The organism is Azospirillum sp. TSH58 (assembly GCF_003119115.1).
Classification (GTDB): domain Bacteria; phylum Pseudomonadota; class Alphaproteobacteria; order Azospirillales; family Azospirillaceae; genus Azospirillum.
The window spans coordinates 125,623-142,968 of record NZ_CP022364.1 but is presented as its reverse complement, the minus strand read 5'-3'; the positions used below and the strand labels follow the sequence as shown (position 1 = coordinate 142,968).

The window sequence follows — 17,346 nt, the reverse complement described above, 5'->3', positions numbered from 1 at the left end:
TTTCTCAACCCTTGTCGCGCATCAGGCGCGCCTTGTCGCGCTGCCACGACCGTTCCTTCTCGGATTCGCGCTTGTCGTGCTTCTTCTTGCCTGTGGCGAGGCCGACCTCGACCTTGGCGATGCCGCGGTCGTTGAAATAGACGGTCATCGGGATCAGCGTGATCCCCTTCTGCTTGATGGCGCCCATGAGCTTGCTCAGCTCGCGGCGGTGCACCAGCATCTTGCGCGGGCGCTTGGTCTCGTGCTGAAGCCAGCGGCCCGCCTGCCCGTATTCCGGGATGTAGGCGTTGAACAGGTACAGTTCCCCGTTCTTGAGGCCGGCGTACGCCTCGTTGATGCTGGCACGGCCGCCGCGCAACGACTTCACCTCGGTGCCGGTCAGGATCAGACCGGCCTCCAGGGTGTCTTCGATGAAATAGTCGAAGCGTGCGCGGCGGTTCTGTGCCGCCATGCGCCTTGGTTCGGGCTCGCGGGCGGCCACGTATCCTCCTTCCCTGGGGCGGGGTGCTGCCGTCCCTTAGGACAGCAGCCCGGCCTTCTTCATCGCGTCGCGGACGGTGGTCCGCGTGCTTTCCGACGCGGCGACCAGCGGCAGGCGAACCTCGTCCGAGGACTTGCCGAGCAGGCTGGCGGCGTATTTCACCGGCGCCGGGCTCGTCTCCACGAACATGGAATCGTGCAGCGGGGTCAGCAGGTCGCGGTACTTGTAGGCGGTGGCGAGATCGCCCTTCCGCCAGGCGTCCTGCATGGCGGCGCACTGGGCCGGCGCGATGTTCGCCGTCACCGAGATGCAGCCGACGCCGCCCTGCGCGTTGAAGGCGAGCGCCGTCGCGTCCTCGCCCGAGAGCTGGATGAAGTCGGGACCGACCTCCTGCAGCAGGCGGACCGGGCGGGCCAGATCGGCCGTGGCGTCCTTCACGCCGATGATGTTCGGCAGCCTGGCGAGGCGGGCCATCGTTGCCACCGACATATCCACGACACTGCGGCCGGGAATGTTGTAGATAACGATCGGCAAATCCGCTGCGTCATGGATCGCTTTGAAATGCTGGTACAGACCTTCTTGCGTCGGCTTGTTGTAATAGGGCGTGACCACCAGCGCCGCGGTGGCGCCGGCCTTCTTGGCGTGCTGGGTCAGCGAGATCGCCTCCTCGGTGGAGTTCGACCCGGTGCCGGCGATGACCGGAACCTTCCCGCCCGCGGCCTCGATGCACAGCTCGACGACCCGGTTGTGCTCCTCGTGGGAGAGGGTCGGCGACTCACCCGTGGTGCCGCACGGCACGAGACCGTGGGTGCCCTGCGCAACCTGCCACTCGACGAAGGACTGGAAGGCGGCCTCGTCCACTTTCCCGTTTTTAAACGGGGTCAAAAGAGCGACGATGGAACCGTACAACATGCCTGCCACCTCCGACGGACTACAAGAAAAGTGTCGCGCACCTTAGCCGCACCCGTTCCCCCGAGCAAGAGCGCCCGGATGATCATCCGACATGCCACCCGTTCCGCCACCCGTTCCGCCATTGCCGCCGCCCTGCTGGGGCTGATCGTGCTGGCCCAGCCCGCCGGGGCGGCCAGCCTGACGGCGCAGGACCTCGCCGTCTACCGGCAGGCCTTCAAGGCCGCCGACAACGACCGCCATGACGAGGCGCTGCGCATCGCCGCCCAGGCGTCCAACAAGCTGCCGGCCAAGGTGATCCGCTGGATGGCCCTGGCGACTCCCGGCGGCGGCAGCTTCGACGAGATCGCCGCCTTCATCCGCGAGAACGGCGACTGGCCCAACCAGGCGCAGCTCCGCCGTCAGGCGGAAAAGGCGATGCCCATCGACCTGGACGAGGACCGGGTGCTGGCCTGGTTCAAGCAGTATCCGCCGCTGTCCAACGAAGGCTTCATGCGCTACGCCGACACGCTCCTGGCGACCGGCAACGCCGAGCGGGCGGTGCGGATGGTGCGCGACCGCTGGGTGGAGGCGAACTTCACCGCCGCGGACGAGGAGCAGTTCCTGGCCCGCTACCGCTCCCACCTGCGCCCGCCGGAGCACAAGGCGCGCATCGACCGGCTGCTGTGGGAGCGTCAGGAAGCCGCCGTGCGCCGCATGCTGCCCTTCTTCGACGAAGCCTACGACCTGCTGATCGAGGCGCGGATCGCGCTGGACAGCGACGCCAAGAACGCCGACGCGGCGCTGGCCCGTGTCCCCGCCTCCCTGCGCAACGATCCCGGCCTGCTGTTCGACCGCGCCCGCTACCGCCGCCGCAAGGGCGACGACGCGGGGGCGCTGGAGATCATCGCGCAGGCGCCCAAGGACATGGGCCGGCCGCAGGCCTGGTGGACGGAGCGTCACATCCTGGCCCGCCGCGCCATGGTGAACGGCGACCACAACCTCGCCTACCGCCTTGTGACGGCGCATGGCCAGACCGAGGGCAGCGGCGCCGCGGAGGCGGAGTTCCTCGCCGGCTTCCTGGCGCTGCGCTTCCTCGACGATCCGTCGAGCGCCTTCAACCACTTCCACAAGCTCTACCGCTCGGTCGGCGCGCCGATCAGCAAGGCGCGCGGCGCCTATTGGTGCGGGCGCGCGGCGGAGGCGCTGGGCCAGACGGCACAGGCCAAGGACTGGTACGCCAAGGCCGCCCAGTATGGGACGACCTTCTACGGCCAGCTCGCCGCCCGCCACGCCGGGAACGGGCGCATCGCCCTGCCCGCCGAACCGCGCGTGTCCAACGCCGACGCCACCGCCTTCGAGCGGCGGGAGGTGGTGCGCGTGACCAAGCTGCTGGCGGAGATCGGCGGCAACACCGACGAGCGGGTGACCGCCTTCCTGCGCCGCATCAGCCTCGACGCCAAGGAGCCGGCGGATTACGTGCTGGCCGCCAAGCTGGCCCGCGAGGTCGGACGCCGCGACCTCGCCGTCGCCGCCGCGAAGGACGCCGCGCAGAACGACGTGTTCCTGGTGGAGGCCGGCTATCCGATGATCGAAAGCCGCCCGTCCGCTCCGGAAATCGCCCTGGTGCACGCCATCATCCGGCAGGAGAGCACCTTCAACACCCGCGTGGTGTCGTCGGCCGGGGCGCGCGGCCTGATGCAGCTCATGCCCGGAACGGCGCAGCTGGTCGCCGGCAAGCTGGGCGTCAAGCACGATACCGCCAAGCTGATCACCGACCCGGACTACAACGTGCGGCTCGGCTCGACCTATCTGGCGGACATGATCGACCGCTTCAACGGCTCCTACATCATGGCCATCGCCGCCTACAACGCCGGCCCGACCCGCGTGCGCCAATGGATCGACACCTACGGCGACCCGCGCGGCGAAGCCATCGACGCCGTGGACTGGCTGGAGCTGATCCCGATCTACGAGACCCGCAACTACGTGCAGCGGGTCATGGAGGCCATGCTGGTCTACCGGGCGCGCATCCAGGGCGCCAAGGCGGAGCTGAACCTCGACAAGGAAATTCGCCGGTGAATTCCCGGCGGTCCTTCGCCCGTGCCGGACGAGGGACCGCCGCGATGATCAAAGACGAATATTCGAAAGTCTCAAAAGCCGGCTTATCTCTGTCACATACCGAAATCGAAATCGTCCAATTTTCGCCGCTTTCGTCCGAAGTGGTAACTCTTCTTCCTACCCGGAAGATGAATTGCATTTAATGCTCTATTAACCACAACCCGAGAGAATTCCCACGCACGGACGGACCGTGTTTCTCTTTATTCCGTGATTGGGAGCCTACCATGCCAGCACCGATGGTCGCCGATGAAGTCCGCCAGGCGTGCCGCATCCACGCGCGCCTTTTAGACGCCTTCATCGCCTTGACGGAACAGGAACTGGCGCAGCTCGCCCCTGGTTTCGCCGAGGAAAGCCTCATGGAATCGCTGGAGAAGATGCGGGCCGCCCGCAAGAGCTACGGCGCCCTGGGCGGCGTCGTCGCCCTGGAGGTGGTGGCGTCGAACGCCGCCTGACCGACGGGCCTTCCATTCGGGAACAGGGGACCGCTAATCCTGCGGCGAGTCCCCGTTGCCCGCGCCGCCGGACTGCCGACGCTGCACCTCGCGCCATTTGGCGACGTTCCGGTTGTGATCCGGCAAGGTCTTGGCGAAGACGTGCCCACCACTGCCGTCGGCGACAAAATACAGGAAGTCGTGCTTCTCCGGGTGCAGCGCCGCCTGGATGGACGCCCGCCCCGGATTGGCGATCGGCCCCGGCGGAAGCCCAGCCGCGACGTAGGTGTTGTAGGGCGACTCGAACTTCCAGTCATTCCGGGTCAAGGCCCGCCCCAACTCCCCGCTGCCATCGGTCAGCGCGTAGATCACCGTCGGGTCCGACTGGAGCTTCATGCCGGTCTCCAGGCGGTTGACGAAGACGCCCGCCACCTTGGCCCGCTCCGCCGCAACGCCGGTTTCCTTCTCCACGATGGACGCCATGGTCAGCGCCTGCTGGGGAGTCTCGTAAGGCAGATCCGGACCGCGGTTCTTCCAGGCCTCGTTCAAAGCCTGGGTCATGGCGTGCTGCATCCGCTCGACCAGGGCCGAGCGCGAATCGCCGTAGGAATAGTGATAGGTCTCAGGCAGTACGGTTCCGTTCTTCGGGACCGCCTTCACCTCGCCGGTCAGCGCCGGCTCGGCGTCGAGCAGCGCCACCACCTGGGCGGAGGTCAGCCCCTCCGGCACCGTGAAGCGGCGGACCACGGTCTTGCCCTGGCGCAGCATCTCCAGCACGCCGTCGACGCTGATCCCGGCCGGGAAGGCGTACTCGCCCGCCTTCAGCGGTCCCTGGAGCTTCGCGGCGAACAGGAAGAGGATCGGGGACTCGACGACCCCCGCATCCTCCAGGGTCAGCGCGATCGCTTCCAGACCGCTGCCGCGCGGAATGACGACCGTCTCGGCATGTTCGAGCGGTCCGGGGGCCATCACGCGGAGGGCACCCCAGAACACCAAGCCGCTGCCCGCGGTGAGGACGGTCAACGCCCCCGCCGCGATTCGGAGGCCCCAACCCATCGGCGGTCTCCGCGATGCTTCGCCGCTCAGGCGAATTCCTTGAAGACCAGGGAGGCGTTGGTGCCGCCGAAGCCGAAGGAGTTCGACAGCGCGGCCCGCACGCGGCGCTCCTGCGCAACCTTCGGAACGAGGTTGACGCCGAGGCAGCTCTCCGAGGGGTTCTCAAGGTTCAGCGTCGGCGGAACCAGGCTGTGGTTGATCGCCTTGATCGAGTAGATGGCCTCGACCGCGCCGGCGGCCCCCAACAGGTGGCCGATGGCCGACTTGGTGGAGGACATGGCGACGTTGTCCATCGCCGCGCCGAACAGACGCTTCACCGCGCCCAGCTCGATCTCGTCGCCCAGCGGCGTCGAGGTGCCGTGCGCGTTGACGTAGTCGATGTCCGACGGCTCCAGCCCGGCCCGCTTCAGCGCGTTGCGCATGGCGCGGAAACCACCGTTGCCGTCCTCCGCCGGGGCGGAGATGTGGTAGGCGTCGCCGGACATGCCGTAGCCGACCACTTCGGCGTAGATGTGGGCGCCGCGCTTCTTGGCGTGCTCCAGCTCCTCGAGGACGACGACACCGGCGCCCTCGCCGATCACGAAGCCGTCACGGTCCTTGTCGTAGGGACGCGACGCCTTCTCCGGCGTGTCGTTGAAATTCGTGGACAGGGCGCGCATGGCGGCGAAACCGCCGACGCCCAGGCGGCTGACCGCCGCTTCCGTGCCGCCGGCGACCATCACGTCCGCGTCACCCAGCATGATCAGGCGCGAGGCGTCGCCGATGGCGTGCGCGCCGGTCGAGCAGGCCGTGACCACCGCGTGGTTCGGGCCCTTGAAGCCGTGCTGGATGGAGATGTGGCCGGACGCCAGATTGATGAGGCAGGCCGGAATGAAGAAGGGGGAGATGCGGCGCGGGCCTTTTTCGGCCAGGGTGACCGCACCGTCGGCGATGCCCGGCAGGCCGCCGATGCCCGAGCCCACCATGACGCCGGTGAGTTCGCGCTCTTCCTCGGTCTGGGGAACCCAGCCGGAATCCTTGATCGCTTCGTGGGCGGCGGCGATGGCGAAGATGATGAAATCATCCATCTTCCGCTGGTCCTTCGGCGGCACGAAGGCATCGGGGTTGAACAACCCGTCACCATCCCCGCGCGGAACCTGCCCGGCAACTTTCGAGGCCAGATCGGAGGCGTCAAAACCCGTGATGGCGCGGATGCCCGATTGGCTGGCGGTCAGACGCTCCCAGTTGAGCTTGTGGCCGACACCGAGCGGCGTGACCAGACCAAGGCCGGTAACGACGACACGTCTCATGGGGTATTCCTTGACCTTTCCTCGGAAAACTCAGCGACGGCCAGGCCACTTTGAAAAGCTGCCTGGCCTTCTTGCGCCACGCCTGATCAGGCGGCGGCGTTCGCCTTGATGAAGTCGATGGCGTCCTTCACCGTCAGAATCTTCTCGGCGGCGTCGTCCGGAATCTCGCAGCCGAACTCTTCCTCGAAAGCCATAACCAGCTCGACCGTGTCGAGGCTGTCGGCGCCGAGATCGTCGATGAAGGAGGCGTTCTCCGTCACCTTCGACTCCTCGACCCCGAGGTGGTCCACAACGATCTTCTTAACGCGCTCGGCGACATCGCTCATTTTTTAAGACCTTCCAATCCTTGAGACCGCTCGGGCGAATTCGGCCGGCTCAACACGCGGCTGCGTGCCTTCCTGCCACAAAAAGCCCCGTCCGATAACACATTTTTACAGCCTTGACCAGCGCCCGCGGGAGCCGGTCCGAACCTGTGGTTCAGGCAGCGAATCCGCCTCAGATCATGGCCATGCCGCCGTTGATGTGCAGCGTCTGGCCGGTGACATAGGCGGCCTCATCGCTCGCCAGGTACACGACTCCGGCGGCGATTTCCCCCGGCTCGCCCATGCGGCCGGAAGGAATGGCGGTGAGCAGCTTGTCCTTCTGCTCGGAACTCAGGGCGTCGGTCATCGCCGTGGTGATGAAACCCGGCGCGACGCAGTTCACGGTGATGCCGCGCGACGCGACCTCCGCGGCCAACGACTTCGACATGCCGATCATGCCGGCCTTGGAGGCGGCGTAGTTGGCCTGGCCGGGGTTGCCGGTGACGCCGACGATCGAGGTGATGCCGATGATGCGGCCCCAGCGGCGCTTCATCATGCCGCGCAGCACGGCGCGCGACAGGCGGAAGGCGGCGGTCAGGTTGACGTCCAGCACCGACTGCCAGTCGTCGTCCTTCATGCGCATGGCCAGCTGGTCGCGGGTCAGGCCGGCGTTGTTCACCAGTATGTCGATCTGGCCGAGGGCGGCCTCCGCGTCCTTGGCGAGCTGTTCGGTCCCGGCGGCGTCGGCGAGATTGCCGGGCACCACCAGGGCGCGCTCGCCCAGTTCGGCGGCGAGCGCCTCCAGCGGGGCGACGCGGGTGCCGGACAGGGCGACGGTGGCGCCCTGCGCGTGCAGCGCGCGGGCGATCTGCGCCCCGATGCCACCCGAGGCGCCGGTGACCAGCGCCTTCTTTCCGGTCAGGTCGAACATGGAATGCCTCACAGGGTCTTCAGGAACGATTCGACGTCGGCCGGGCCCTGGACGGAGGTTCCGGCCAACTCCTTGTCGATGCGCTTGGCGAGACCCGACAGCACCTTGCCGGAGCCGAGTTCGACCAGCGTGTCGACGCCCTGCTCCTTCATATAGAGCACGCACTCGCGCCAGCGAACCATGCCGGTCACCTGCTCCACCAGAAGGCGGCGGATCTCGTTGGGGTCCGACACGGCGGCGGCGGTCACGTTGGCGACCACCGGAACCGCCGGCGCGTTGATCGTCACGTTGGCCAGGGCCTCGGCCATGGCGTCGGCGGCGGGCTGCATCAGCGGGCAGTGGAAGGGCGCGCTGACCGGCAGGCGCACGGTGCGCTTCAGCCCGCGCTCCGCCGCGATCACGATGGCGCGCTCGATGGCCTCGGCGTGGCCGGAGATCACCACCTGCCCCGACGAGTTGTCGTTGGCGACGGTGCAGACCTCGGTCTGGCCCGCCGGGGTCTTGGCGGCGTCGGCGGCGATGGCCTGGGCCTGCTCCAGCTCGGCGCCCAGCAGCGCGGCCATGGCGCCCTGCCCGACCGGCACGGCCTTCTGCATGGCCTGGCCGCGCAGCTTCAGCAGGCGCGCGGTGTCGGCCAGCGTGAAGGCGCCGGCGGCGCACAGGGCCGAGTACTCGCCGAGCGAATGGCCGGCGACGAAGGTCGCGTGCTTGCCCAGGTCGAGCCCGCCCTGGTCCTTCAGCACCCGCATGACCGCGACGCTGACGGCCATCAGGGCCGGCTGGGCGTTCTCGGTCAGCGTCAGGTCGGCCTCGGGGCCTTCGAACATCAGGCGGGACAGGCGCTGGTTCAGCGCGTCGTCCACCTCTTCAAAGGTGAGCCGCGCGACCTCGAACGCCTCGGCCAGCTCGCGGCCCATGCCGACGGCTTGGCTGCCCTGGCCCGGAAAGACGAACGCCCTGGTCATGCTGTCTGGGAACCCTAGTAAAAAGGCGCGCCACCCGCGGCGCTGCCGTTGAATTCGGCGACAGTCATACCCGGCCTTTCGGGCAAGTCAAGCGATGCTCAACGTTGAAGGCCTGGAATTGGTGCCTTTCTGTTGCTTTTCCGGCTTTTTTTCATTGCTGCGACGCAAAGGCGAACGGAGAAAAGGGCCTTTCCAAGGCCTTCCGAAGGCAGCGGCGCCGGAATCGCCGGCCGGCTCGTGTTTCCGCTTGTCGGGATAGGGCTTTTGTGCATACTGCGCCGCTTCATAACTCCTTGCCGGTGGCCCGCGTGCCGTCGGCTAGGCCCGGGCGGCTGATCCTGTCCATAGGGGATGGGGCGCAGCGCCGGACCATGAACAGCCATGGGGAGTACAATGGCTCTTTACGAGTGCGTGCTGATCGCGCGCCAGGACATCTCGGCCGCCCAGGCCGAGCAGCTCGGCGAGCAGTTCGCCCAGATCATTCGCGACAACGGCGGCCAGGTCGCCAAGACCGAATACTGGGGTCTGAAGACGCTCACCTACAAGATCAAGAAGAACCGCAAGGGTCACTACACCCTGTTCAACCTTGACGCCCCCGCCGCCGCCGTCCTCGAGATGGAGCGCAACATGGGCATCAACGAGGACGTGCTGCGCTTCATGACCGTCCGCGTCGACGCGCTGGACGCCAACCCGTCGGTGATGATGCAGAGCCGCGGCGAGCGTGGTGACCGCGGCGATCGCGGCGACCGCGGCCCGCGCCGCTTCGAGGATCGTGGCCCGCGCCCGCCGCGCCGCCAGGAGCCCACCGTTGCCGAAGGGGAGAACGCCTAAATGTCCGACAAGCAGACCTCGGGCGCTCCGGCCCGCACCGGTGGCGGTCCCCGCCGTCCGTTCTTCCGCCGCCGCAAGACCTGCCCGTTCTCGGGCGCGAACGCCCCGGCGATCGACTACAAGGACGTCAAGCTCCTGTCCCGCTTCATCTCCGAGCGTGGCAAGATCGTGCCGAGCCGCATCACCGCGGTTTCCGCGAAGAAGCAGCGCGAACTCGCCCGCGCCATCAAGCGCGCCCGTTTCCTGGCCCTGCTTCCCTACGTGGTGAAGTAAGGACCCGAAGCGGACAACAGGCAAAGGCAATCCCATGGCCTCGCCCCTGGCCGCCCCTCTGGCGGCTGCCATCGGTGTCGGCGTGGTCAGCGCTTTCTTCTACCTTGCCGTTCTGTTCGGCGGGTTCGGGGCGCTGATCCTGGGCTATCTGGCGCCGCTGCCGCTGTTCCTCGCGGGACTGTGGCTCGGCTCCACCGCCTCCCTTCTCGCCGGTGCGGCGGGAACGGTGGCGGTCCTGGCGGTGTCGTCCAGCGTCCTGGTGTCTCTCGCCTATCTGGTGACCGCGGCTGTCCCGGTCATCCTGGTGGTGCGGCAGGCGCTGCTGGCGCGGGCGGCTCCCGACGGGAGTGTGGAATGGTATCCTCCGGGCCGGCTCCTGATGGCGCTGACCGGAATGGGACTGGCGGGCCTTCTGGGCGCCGCGGTTCTGACGCTCGATCAGCCCGGCGGGCTGGAGGGCGCGGTGCGGGAAACGCTGGGCCGCATGGCGGACCAGATGTTCTCCGCGCAGGGCCATCAGGCCCCGGACCCGCAGGACATCTGGATGGCCGAGGTGTTGCCGGGCTTCGCGGTGATCTCATGGCTCGTCATGACGATCGTCAACGGAGCCCTGGCGCAGGGCGTCCTGATGCGGTTCGGCCGCAACCGGCGCCCCGCCATGCGGCTGGACGATCTGGAACTGCCACGGTGGCTCGCCACCGCGTTCCTGCTGGCCATGGTCGCGGCCTCGCTGGCGCCCGACCCGGTCGGGTTCCTCGCGGTCAACGCCGCGCTGATCCTGGCCTTGCCATTCGCCTTTGCCGGGCTTTCGGTGGTGCATGTGTTCGCCCGAAGCCGATCGGCCAAGCTGCCGATCCTCATCGGGTTCTACATGTTCCTGTTTCTTTTCGGTTGGCCGATCGTGCTGATGGTCGGTCTGGGCATGATCGAGCAATGGATTGGGCTGCGTCGCCGTCTCCGGCCCGCCGGCCCCGATCAGGAGGACGAGTGATGGAAGTTATTCTGCTGGAGCGGGTCGAGAAGCTCGGCCAGATGGGCCAGGTCGTGAAGGTGCGTCCCGGCTTCGCCCGCAACTATCTGCTGCCGCAGAAGAAGGCCATGCGCGCCACCAAGGCGAACATGGCGTTCTTCGAGAAGCAGAAGGCCCACCTGGAGGCCGTCAACCTCGAGCGCCGCAAGGACGCCGAGCAGGTGGCCACCAAGATGAACGACGTGACGGTCGTCGTGATCCGTCAGGCCGGCGAGACCGGCGTGCTGTACGGTTCGGTGACCCCGCGCGACGTCGCGGACGCCCTTGACGCCGCCGGCTACAAGGTCGACCGCAAGCAGGTGTCGATCGAGACCCCGATCAAGACGCTGGGCCTGTTCAAGCTGCGCGTCGTCCTGCACCCCGAGGTGAGCGTCTCCGTCACGGTGAACGTCGCCCGCTCGCAGGAAGAGGCCGAGCTGCAGCTCTCGCGTGGTGGCATGGTCACCGCGGCCGACCTGCGCGACGACGAGGACGAGATCGAGGAGGCCCCCGAGGCCGCCGAGGCCGAGGTTTCCGAGGAGGGCTGATCGCCCACTCAACGAGACCAGTCCGCTCGTCCGGAAGCCGCCCGCCCTCCGCAAAGGGGGCGAGGCGGCTTTTCCGCTTTTACGGCCCCGCCTCCCCCCTTCCGGATGCGCCGGACGCCCCGCCCCCTGCCCCGTCCGGCGGGTTGCCTCCCTCCGCGCCAAACCCCGACTCTGGTGTCCGGTGATTCGCCTGCGGCGAAGGAACCAGACCGGGTCGTGCGCGACGGATGTGGAGATGCGCGATGCTGCTTGCCCGCCTGCTCAGACCGGCCCTGACCGCCGGTGCCCTGGACATCGTCGGCGCCGATGGGCGCAGGCACCGGGTGGGGGTCGGCACCCCGTCCCTCACGCTGCGCCTGCACGACAAGGCGCTGCACCGCGACCTCGTGGTGAATCCGCGGCTGCGCTTCGGCGAAGCCTACATGGACGGACGCCTGTCCATCGAGGGCGGCTCGGTCTATGACTTCCTGGCGCTGCTGAGCGCCGGGACGGACAATGTCCAGGGCGTCCTTGGCAATCTCCGGGAAGCCCTTTCCCCCGCGCTGCGGCTGGTCCAGCAGAGCAATCCCCTGCGGCGGGCGCGGCGCAACATCGCCCATCACTACGACCTGTCGCTGGCCTTCTTCGAGCTGTTCCTCGATCGCGACCTGCAATACTCCTGCGCCTATTTCCCCACACCCGGCATCGGGCTGGACGAGGCGCAGGAGGCCAAGAAGCGGCACATCGCGGCGAAGCTGCTGCTTCAGCCGGGCATGAGGGTGCTGGACATCGGCTGCGGCTGGGGCGGCATGGCGCTCTATCTTGCCCGCATGACCGGCGCCCAGGTCACCGGGATCACCCTGTCCCGCGAGCAGCTCTCCGTGGCGCGCGAGCGGGCGGCCCATGCCGGGCTGGCCGGCCAGGTCCGCTTCGAACTGCGCGACTACCGGGAGATGGAGGGACGCTTCGACCGCATCGTCTCGGTCGGCATGTTCGAACATGTCGGTGTGCCCCATTATCCCGCCTTCTTCGCCAAGCTGCGCGACCTGCTGGCCGAGGACGGGGTGGCGCTGCTGCATTCCATCGGCCGGTCGGACGGGCCGGGCTCCACCAACCCGTGGTTCCGCAAATACATCTTTCCAGGCGGCTACTCGCCCGCCCTGTCGGAGGTGATCCCGGCGGTGGAGAAGGCCGGGCTGTGGAACACCGACGTCGAGATTCTCCGCCTGCACTACGCCGAAACGCTGCGCCACTGGCGGGAACGCTTCGCGGCCCGGCGGGAGGAGGCCCGCGCGATGCACGACGAACGCTTTTGCCGGATGTGGGAGTTCTATCTGGCGGGGGCGGAGATCAGCTTCCGCTACCAGGGACACATGGTTTTCCAGATGCAGCTCGCCCGCTCGCTGGGCGCCGTTCCGCTCGTCCGCGACTACCTGCATCGCGCCGAGACGGCCTTGGCCGACGCCCCGCCGCAGCCCTTGCGGACCGGCCGGACCATCGGCGCCAACAACGCTTGACAAGCGGTGTCCGCGCCATATCGACCCACAGGTTTGGCAAAGCGCCAAAGCTTTGATATATAATTATATTTCCCGGCTATCCCCAGCTTTCACCAGCTGTGGGCAAAAGTTACTCACAGGAATGTGGGTAGATTTACCCCGATCGCACAGCTTTGCGCCCCGCCCTTTGCTAAAGTGCCGCCATGGATGACAAGACCACCCAGCTTTTCGAGCCGCGCCCCCTCGACGGCGGGCTGTCCCGTGCCGGTGCCGCGAAGCCGACGGCGGAATACCGCACGCCGCCGCACAACGAGGAGGCGGAACAGGCGCTCCTCGGCGCCATCCTGGTGAACAACAAGGCGTACGAGAAGGTCGGCGAGTTCCTGCGCGCCGAGCATTTCTACGACCCGGCGCACCAGCGCATCTTCTCGGCCATCGCCAAGATGGTGGAGCGCGGCCAGATCGCCAACCCGGTGACGCTGAAGGCCTATTTCGACAACGACGCCGAGCTGGCGCCGGACGGCGGCGCCGGCTATCTCGCGCAGTTGGCGGCCAACGTCGTGACGGTGGTCAACGCGGGCGATTACGGCAAGACGATCCACGACCTCTTCCTGCGCCGGCAGTTGATCGAGGTCGGCACCGACATGGTGAACGAGGCGTACCAGCACGACCTCGACATCGACGCCATGGACCAGATCGAGACGGCGGAAAAGCAGCTCTTCGACCTCGCCTCGACCGGCGACGTGCGCGGCGGCTTCATCGCCTTCTCCGAGTCGCTGAAGGCGGCCATCGCCACCGCGGAGACGGCCTTCCGGCGGTCGAGCCACGTCACCGGCGTGACCACCGGCCTGCGCGACATGGACCGCAAGCTGGGCGGCCTGCACCCGTCGGACCTCATCATCCTGGCCGGACGCCCCTCCATGGGCAAGACGGCGCTGGCGACCAACATCGCCTTCAACGCGGCCAAGGCGCACATGCGCACCAACGGCGGCGAGGGCGCGCCGGTCGGATTCTTCTCGTTGGAAATGTCGGCGGAGCAGCTCGCCACCCGTATCCTGGCCGGCGAGGCCGAGGTGTCGGGTGACAAGATCCGCCGCGGCGAGATCAAGGACAGCGACTTCCCCAAGTTCGTGGCGGCCAGCCAGGAACTCAGCCGCGTGCCCTTCTTCGTGGACGACACGCCGGCCCTGACCATCGCCGCGGTGCGCACGCGCTGCCGCCGGCTGAAGCGCACCCACGGGCTGGGCATGGTGGTGGTGGACTATCTCCAGCTCCTGCGCGGCAGCTCGACCAAGGGCAACGAGAACCGCGTGCAGGAGATCTCGGAGATCACCCGTGGCCTGAAGGCCATCGCCAAGGAGCTGGAAGTGCCGGTGCTGGCGCTGTCGCAGCTCAGCCGCGCCGTTGAAATGCGCGAGGACAAACGGCCGCAGCTCGCCGACCTGCGCGAATCGGGCTCCATCGAGCAGGACGCCGACGTCGTGATGTTCGTTTACCGCGAACAGTACTATCTTGAGCGCGGCGAGCCGGCCCGCCGGCCCGAAGAGTCGGAGGACAAGTACAACGACCGCTACGCCAACTGGCAGAGGCGCTACGCCGAGGTGCACAACACCGCGGAGGCGATCATCGCCAAGCAGCGTCACGGCCCGATCGGCAGCGTCCGCATGTTCTTCGACGGGCAGTTCACGAAATTCGGCGACCTCGACACGACCCATGACTTCGGCCCTACTGAGTGATCCGCTGGCCCGCGCCGGCGCCGTTCTGACCATCGACCTCGGCGCCGTGGTCGCCAACTGGACGCAGCTCCGCGACCGGGTGGCGCCCGCCGAATGCGCGGCGGTGGTCAAGGCGAACGCCTATGGCCTGGGGGTGGAGCGCGTCGTTCCGGCGCTCGCCGCCGCCGGCTGCCGGACCTTCGTGGTCGCCCAGTTCGAGGAGGCGCTGGCCGTCCGCGCCGTGGCGCCGCCCGACGCCCGCGTGCTGTCGCTGGGCGGCCTGCCCGCCGGCACCGCCCCGGACTTCACGGCCCACCGCATCCTGCCGGTGCTGAACCATCTGGGCGACATCGCCGCGTGGCAGACCCACGCCAAGGCGCAGGGAGCGGCCCTGCCCGCCGTTGTCCACATCGACACGGGGATGAACCGACTCGGGCTCGGCCCGGACGAGCTGGACGCGCTCGTCGGCGACCTCTCCCGGCTGGAGGGGGTGGATGTCCAGGTCTGGATGACCCACCTCGCCTGCGCCGACGAGGATTCGGTGATGAACAGCCAGCAGCTCGGGCGCTTCCGTTCGGCGGTCGGGCGCCTGCCCGCGGCCAAGGCGAGCTTCGCCAATTCCGCCGGGATCTTCCACGGAACGGCCTTCCATTTCGACCTCGTGCGGCCCGGCTGCGCGCTCTACGGCGTCAATCCGACGCCGGGTGCCGTGAACCCGATGCGGGACACCATCCGGCTCGACGCCCGGCTGCTTCAGGTGCGCAACGTTGACAGCCCTATGACCGTTGGCTACGGTGCAACGCACCGCGTTGCGGCGAGAGGAAAAATCGCAACCATCGCAGTGGGTTATGCCGACGGATATCTGCGCTCGCTCAGCGGGCGCGGCCATGTCTTTGTCAATGGCGTGGCCGCTCCGGTGGTTGGGCGCGTTTCGATGGATCTGGTGACGGTGGATGTCAGCCACCTTCCCGACGAGGCGGTGACGCCCGGCGGGCTGGTGGAACTGATCGGCCCGAACCGCCCGGTTGACACCGTGGCGAGCGAGGGCGGCACCATCGGCTACGAGATCCTGACCTCGCTGGGCGCGCGTTACCACAGGGTCTACCGCGACCCGCCGCCGCCTGAGGTCGCTTGATGGGTTTCCTTGCCGCCACCGGACGGGCCTTCCTGATCTTTCTGGAAGCCACCGGAAAGCTCGCCATGTTCACCGGTGCCGCCCTGTCGCACTGCGTGCGTCCGCCGTTCTATCCACGGCAGATCCTGCGCCAGATGATCGACATCGGCTATTACTCGCTCCCGGTGGTCGGGCTGACCGCGCTGTTCACCGGCATGGTGCTGGCGCTGCAGAGCTATTCAGGCTTCTCCCGCTTCCAGGCGGAGGGCGCCATCGCCACGGTGGTCGCCCTGTCGGTGACGCGCGAACTGGGGCCGGTGCTGGGCGGCCTGATGGTCGCCGGGCGCATCGGCGCCGCGATGGCCGCCGAGATCGGCACCATGCGCGTGACCGAGCAGATCGACGCGCTGTCCACCCTGTCGACCAACCCCTTCAAGTATCTGGTGGCGCCCCGCCTGATCGCCGGGCTGGCCATGCTGCCGCTGCTGGTGCTGGTGGCGGACATCATCGGCGTGTTCGGCGGCTTCCTGGTCGGCGTCTACCGGCTGGACTTCAACCCGGCCTCCTACATCGGCCGGACCTGGGAGTTCCTGGAGCCGGTCGACGTGATCTCCGGCCTCGTCAAGGCGGCGGTGTTCGGGTTCATGGTGTCGCTGATGGGCTGCTACCACGGCTACCATTCGCGCGGCGGCGCCCAGGGCGTGGGTGCGGCGACGACCAACGCGGTGGTGTCGGCCTCCATCCTCATCCTGGTGTGGAACTACCTCATCACCGGCATCTTCTTCTCGACGAAGTGAGCGAATCCATGTCCCAGGTTCCCCCCGCTCATCCGCCGAAGATTTCGCTGAAGAACGTGCACAAGGCCTTCGGCCCGAAGGTCGTTCTGAACGGCATCGACCTGGAGGTCGGGCGCGGCGAGTCGCTGGTCGTCATCGGCGGGTCGGGCACCGGCAAGTCGGTCATGCTGAAATGCATCCTCGGCCTGCTATCGCCGGACAGCGGCTCCATCCGCGTCGACGGCGAGGAGACGACGAAGCTGCGCCCGCGCGAGCGGGAGAAGCTGCTGCACAAGTTCGGCATGCTGTTCCAGGGCGCCGCCCTGTTCGACAGCCTGAAGGTCTGGGAGAACGTCGCCTTCGGCCTGATCCAGGGCGAGCACATGCCGCGCGCCAAGGCCAAGGACATCGCCATCGCCAAGATGGGCGCGGTCGGCCTCGGCCCGGAGGTGGGCGAGCTGTTCCCGTCGGAGCTGTCGGGCGGCATGCAGAAGCGCGTCGGCCTCGCCCGCGCCATCGCCGACGAGCCGGAGATCATCTTCTTCGACGAGCCGACGACCGGCCTCGACCCGATCATGGCCGACGTGATCAACGAGCTGATCGTGAAGTGCGTGAAGGATCTGGGCGCCACCGCCGTGACCATCACCCACGACATGGCCTCGGCCCGCAAGATCGCCGACCGGGTCGCGATGATCTACCAGGGCCGGATCATCTGGACCGGCCACGCCAACGACATCGATCACTCCGGCAATCCCTATGTGGACCAGTTCGTCCATGGCCGGGGCGAAGGACCGAACAAGATGCAGGTGCGCGCGCTGTAAAGCGTCGCAGCACCGGTTCGTGCAAAATTAACCTGCCGCCCGGTAGGGTCGGCCAGAAAGAGCGCCGGCCACCACAGGCCGGCGTCCCATCGGAGAGACGAGCATGGCGGACATCACCACGAACGGACTGGCCTTCGCGAGCTTCATGCTGAGCGCCAAGATTCTGGAGACGCTCCAGGCCAAGGGGCTTCTGACCAACGAAGAGACGGTGCAGACCATCAAGAACGCCCACGAGCAGCTTCTCAAGAACGACAACCAGCTGTCGCTCGAAGCGGCCGACGCGCTCGCCCATTTCTTCGCCGGCCCGACCGAGGGGAAGTAAC

At 67.6% G+C, this 17,346-nt stretch carries 19 protein-coding genes; 12 read left to right on the top strand and 7 right to left on the bottom strand.

Annotation, left to right across the window (positions count from 1 at the left end; genetic code table 11):
* Positions 1 to 4 precede the first annotated feature (4 nt).
* Positions 5 to 451: an SsrA-binding protein SmpB gene (smpB, locus tag TSH58p_RS04175; protein WP_035673712.1), complete on the bottom strand. Its 447-nt coding sequence runs from the start codon at positions 449 to 451 to the stop codon at positions 5 to 7.
* Between the two features lie 66 nt (positions 452 to 517).
* A complete protein-coding gene (dapA, locus tag TSH58p_RS04170) occupies positions 518 to 1,393 on the bottom strand; it encodes a 4-hydroxy-tetrahydrodipicolinate synthase (RefSeq protein ID WP_109071115.1) in 876 nt (291 codons plus the stop codon).
* Between the two features lie 78 nt (positions 1,394 to 1,471).
* Here dapA and TSH58p_RS04165 point away from each other — a divergent pair, with 78 nt between their 5' ends.
* Together TSH58p_RS04165 and TSH58p_RS04160 are read left to right on the top strand one after the other, a co-directional pair.
* The gene (locus TSH58p_RS04165; RefSeq protein WP_109071116.1) at positions 1,472 to 3,448 is read left to right on the top strand and encodes a lytic transglycosylase domain-containing protein; all 1,977 of its coding nucleotides are present in this window, start codon (positions 1,472 to 1,474) and stop codon (positions 3,446 to 3,448) included.
* A gap of 263 nt (positions 3,449 to 3,711) precedes the next feature.
* Entirely contained in the window at positions 3,712 to 3,939 is a 228-nt protein-coding gene (locus TSH58p_RS04160) for a hypothetical protein (RefSeq protein WP_109071117.1), read from the top strand.
* A gap of 33 nt (positions 3,940 to 3,972) precedes the next feature.
* On the opposite strand, the gene mltG is transcribed toward TSH58p_RS04160, so the two are convergent.
* The 5 genes from mltG to fabD all read right to left on the bottom strand — a co-directional run bounded on the left by mltG (position 3,973) and on the right by fabD (position 8,461).
* Positions 3,973 to 4,974 (bottom strand): endolytic transglycosylase MltG, encoded by a 1,002-nt coding sequence (gene mltG, locus TSH58p_RS04155; protein ID WP_109071118.1) that lies wholly within the window; start codon positions 4,972 to 4,974, stop codon positions 3,973 to 3,975.
* 26 nt (positions 4,975 to 5,000) lie between these two features.
* A complete protein-coding gene (fabF, locus tag TSH58p_RS04150) occupies positions 5,001 to 6,263 on the bottom strand; it encodes a beta-ketoacyl-ACP synthase II (RefSeq protein ID WP_109071119.1) in 1,263 nt (420 codons plus the stop codon).
* An 86-nt stretch (positions 6,264 to 6,349) separates the two neighbouring features.
* Positions 6,350 to 6,589 (bottom strand): acyl carrier protein, encoded by a 240-nt coding sequence (locus TSH58p_RS04145; protein WP_014240383.1) that lies wholly within the window; start codon positions 6,587 to 6,589, stop codon positions 6,350 to 6,352.
* Between the two features lie 169 nt (positions 6,590 to 6,758).
* Positions 6,759 to 7,496, bottom strand: coding sequence for a 3-oxoacyl-[acyl-carrier-protein] reductase (fabG, locus tag TSH58p_RS04140; RefSeq protein ID WP_109071120.1), 738 nt, complete (start codon positions 7,494 to 7,496; stop codon positions 6,759 to 6,761).
* An 8-nt stretch (positions 7,497 to 7,504) separates the two neighbouring features.
* Positions 7,505 to 8,461, bottom strand: coding sequence for an ACP S-malonyltransferase (gene fabD / locus TSH58p_RS04135; protein ID WP_109071121.1), 957 nt, complete (start codon positions 8,459 to 8,461; stop codon positions 7,505 to 7,507).
* A gap of 393 nt (positions 8,462 to 8,854) precedes the next feature.
* On the opposite strand from fabD, the gene rpsF reads away from it, so the two are divergent.
* From rpsF to TSH58p_RS04085, 10 genes are all read left to right on the top strand, one after another.
* Positions 8,855 to 9,292, top strand: coding sequence for a 30S ribosomal protein S6 (gene rpsF / locus TSH58p_RS04130; RefSeq protein ID WP_014240380.1), 438 nt, complete (start codon positions 8,855 to 8,857; stop codon positions 9,290 to 9,292).
* Positions 9,293 to 9,565 (top strand): 30S ribosomal protein S18, encoded by a 273-nt coding sequence (gene rpsR, locus TSH58p_RS04125; protein WP_014240379.1) that lies wholly within the window; start codon positions 9,293 to 9,295, stop codon positions 9,563 to 9,565.
* A 34-nt stretch (positions 9,566 to 9,599) separates the two neighbouring features.
* Complete coding sequence (locus tag TSH58p_RS04120) at positions 9,600 to 10,556, top strand: DUF2232 domain-containing protein (protein ID WP_109071122.1); 957 nt, start codon at positions 9,600 to 9,602, stop codon at positions 10,554 to 10,556.
* On the top strand, positions 10,556 to 11,122 hold the full coding sequence (rplI, locus tag TSH58p_RS04115; protein ID WP_109071123.1) for a 50S ribosomal protein L9: 567 nt from the start codon (positions 10,556 to 10,558) through the stop codon (positions 11,120 to 11,122). The genes TSH58p_RS04120 and rplI overlap by 1 nt, the downstream gene beginning before the upstream one ends.
* A 242-nt stretch (positions 11,123 to 11,364) precedes the next feature.
* A complete protein-coding gene (locus TSH58p_RS04110) occupies positions 11,365 to 12,618 on the top strand; it encodes a cyclopropane-fatty-acyl-phospholipid synthase family protein (protein ID WP_109071124.1) in 1,254 nt (417 codons plus the stop codon).
* 182 nt (positions 12,619 to 12,800) lie between these two features.
* Positions 12,801 to 14,333, top strand: coding sequence for a replicative DNA helicase (locus TSH58p_RS04105; RefSeq protein ID WP_109071125.1), 1,533 nt, complete (start codon positions 12,801 to 12,803; stop codon positions 14,331 to 14,333).
* Positions 14,311 to 15,447 carry an alanine racemase gene (alr, locus tag TSH58p_RS04100; RefSeq protein ID WP_109071126.1) on the top strand — a complete coding sequence of 379 codons (1,137 nt, stop codon included), beginning with the start codon at positions 14,311 to 14,313 and terminating at the stop codon, positions 15,445 to 15,447. Before TSH58p_RS04105 ends, alr begins: the two co-directional genes overlap by 23 nt.
* On the top strand, positions 15,447 to 16,223 hold the full coding sequence (locus TSH58p_RS04095) for an ABC transporter permease (protein ID WP_014240372.1): 777 nt from the start codon (positions 15,447 to 15,449) through the stop codon (positions 16,221 to 16,223). The genes alr and TSH58p_RS04095 overlap by 1 nt, the downstream gene beginning before the upstream one ends.
* Before the next feature lie 8 nt (positions 16,224 to 16,231).
* Positions 16,232 to 17,023 (top strand): ABC transporter ATP-binding protein, encoded by a 792-nt coding sequence (locus tag TSH58p_RS04090; protein ID WP_109071166.1) that lies wholly within the window; start codon positions 16,232 to 16,234, stop codon positions 17,021 to 17,023.
* Positions 17,024 to 17,126: 103 nt separating this feature from the next.
* A complete protein-coding gene (locus tag TSH58p_RS04085) occupies positions 17,127 to 17,345 on the top strand; it encodes a hypothetical protein (protein ID WP_109071127.1) in 219 nt (72 codons plus the stop codon).
* Position 17,346: the final 1 nt, after the last annotated feature.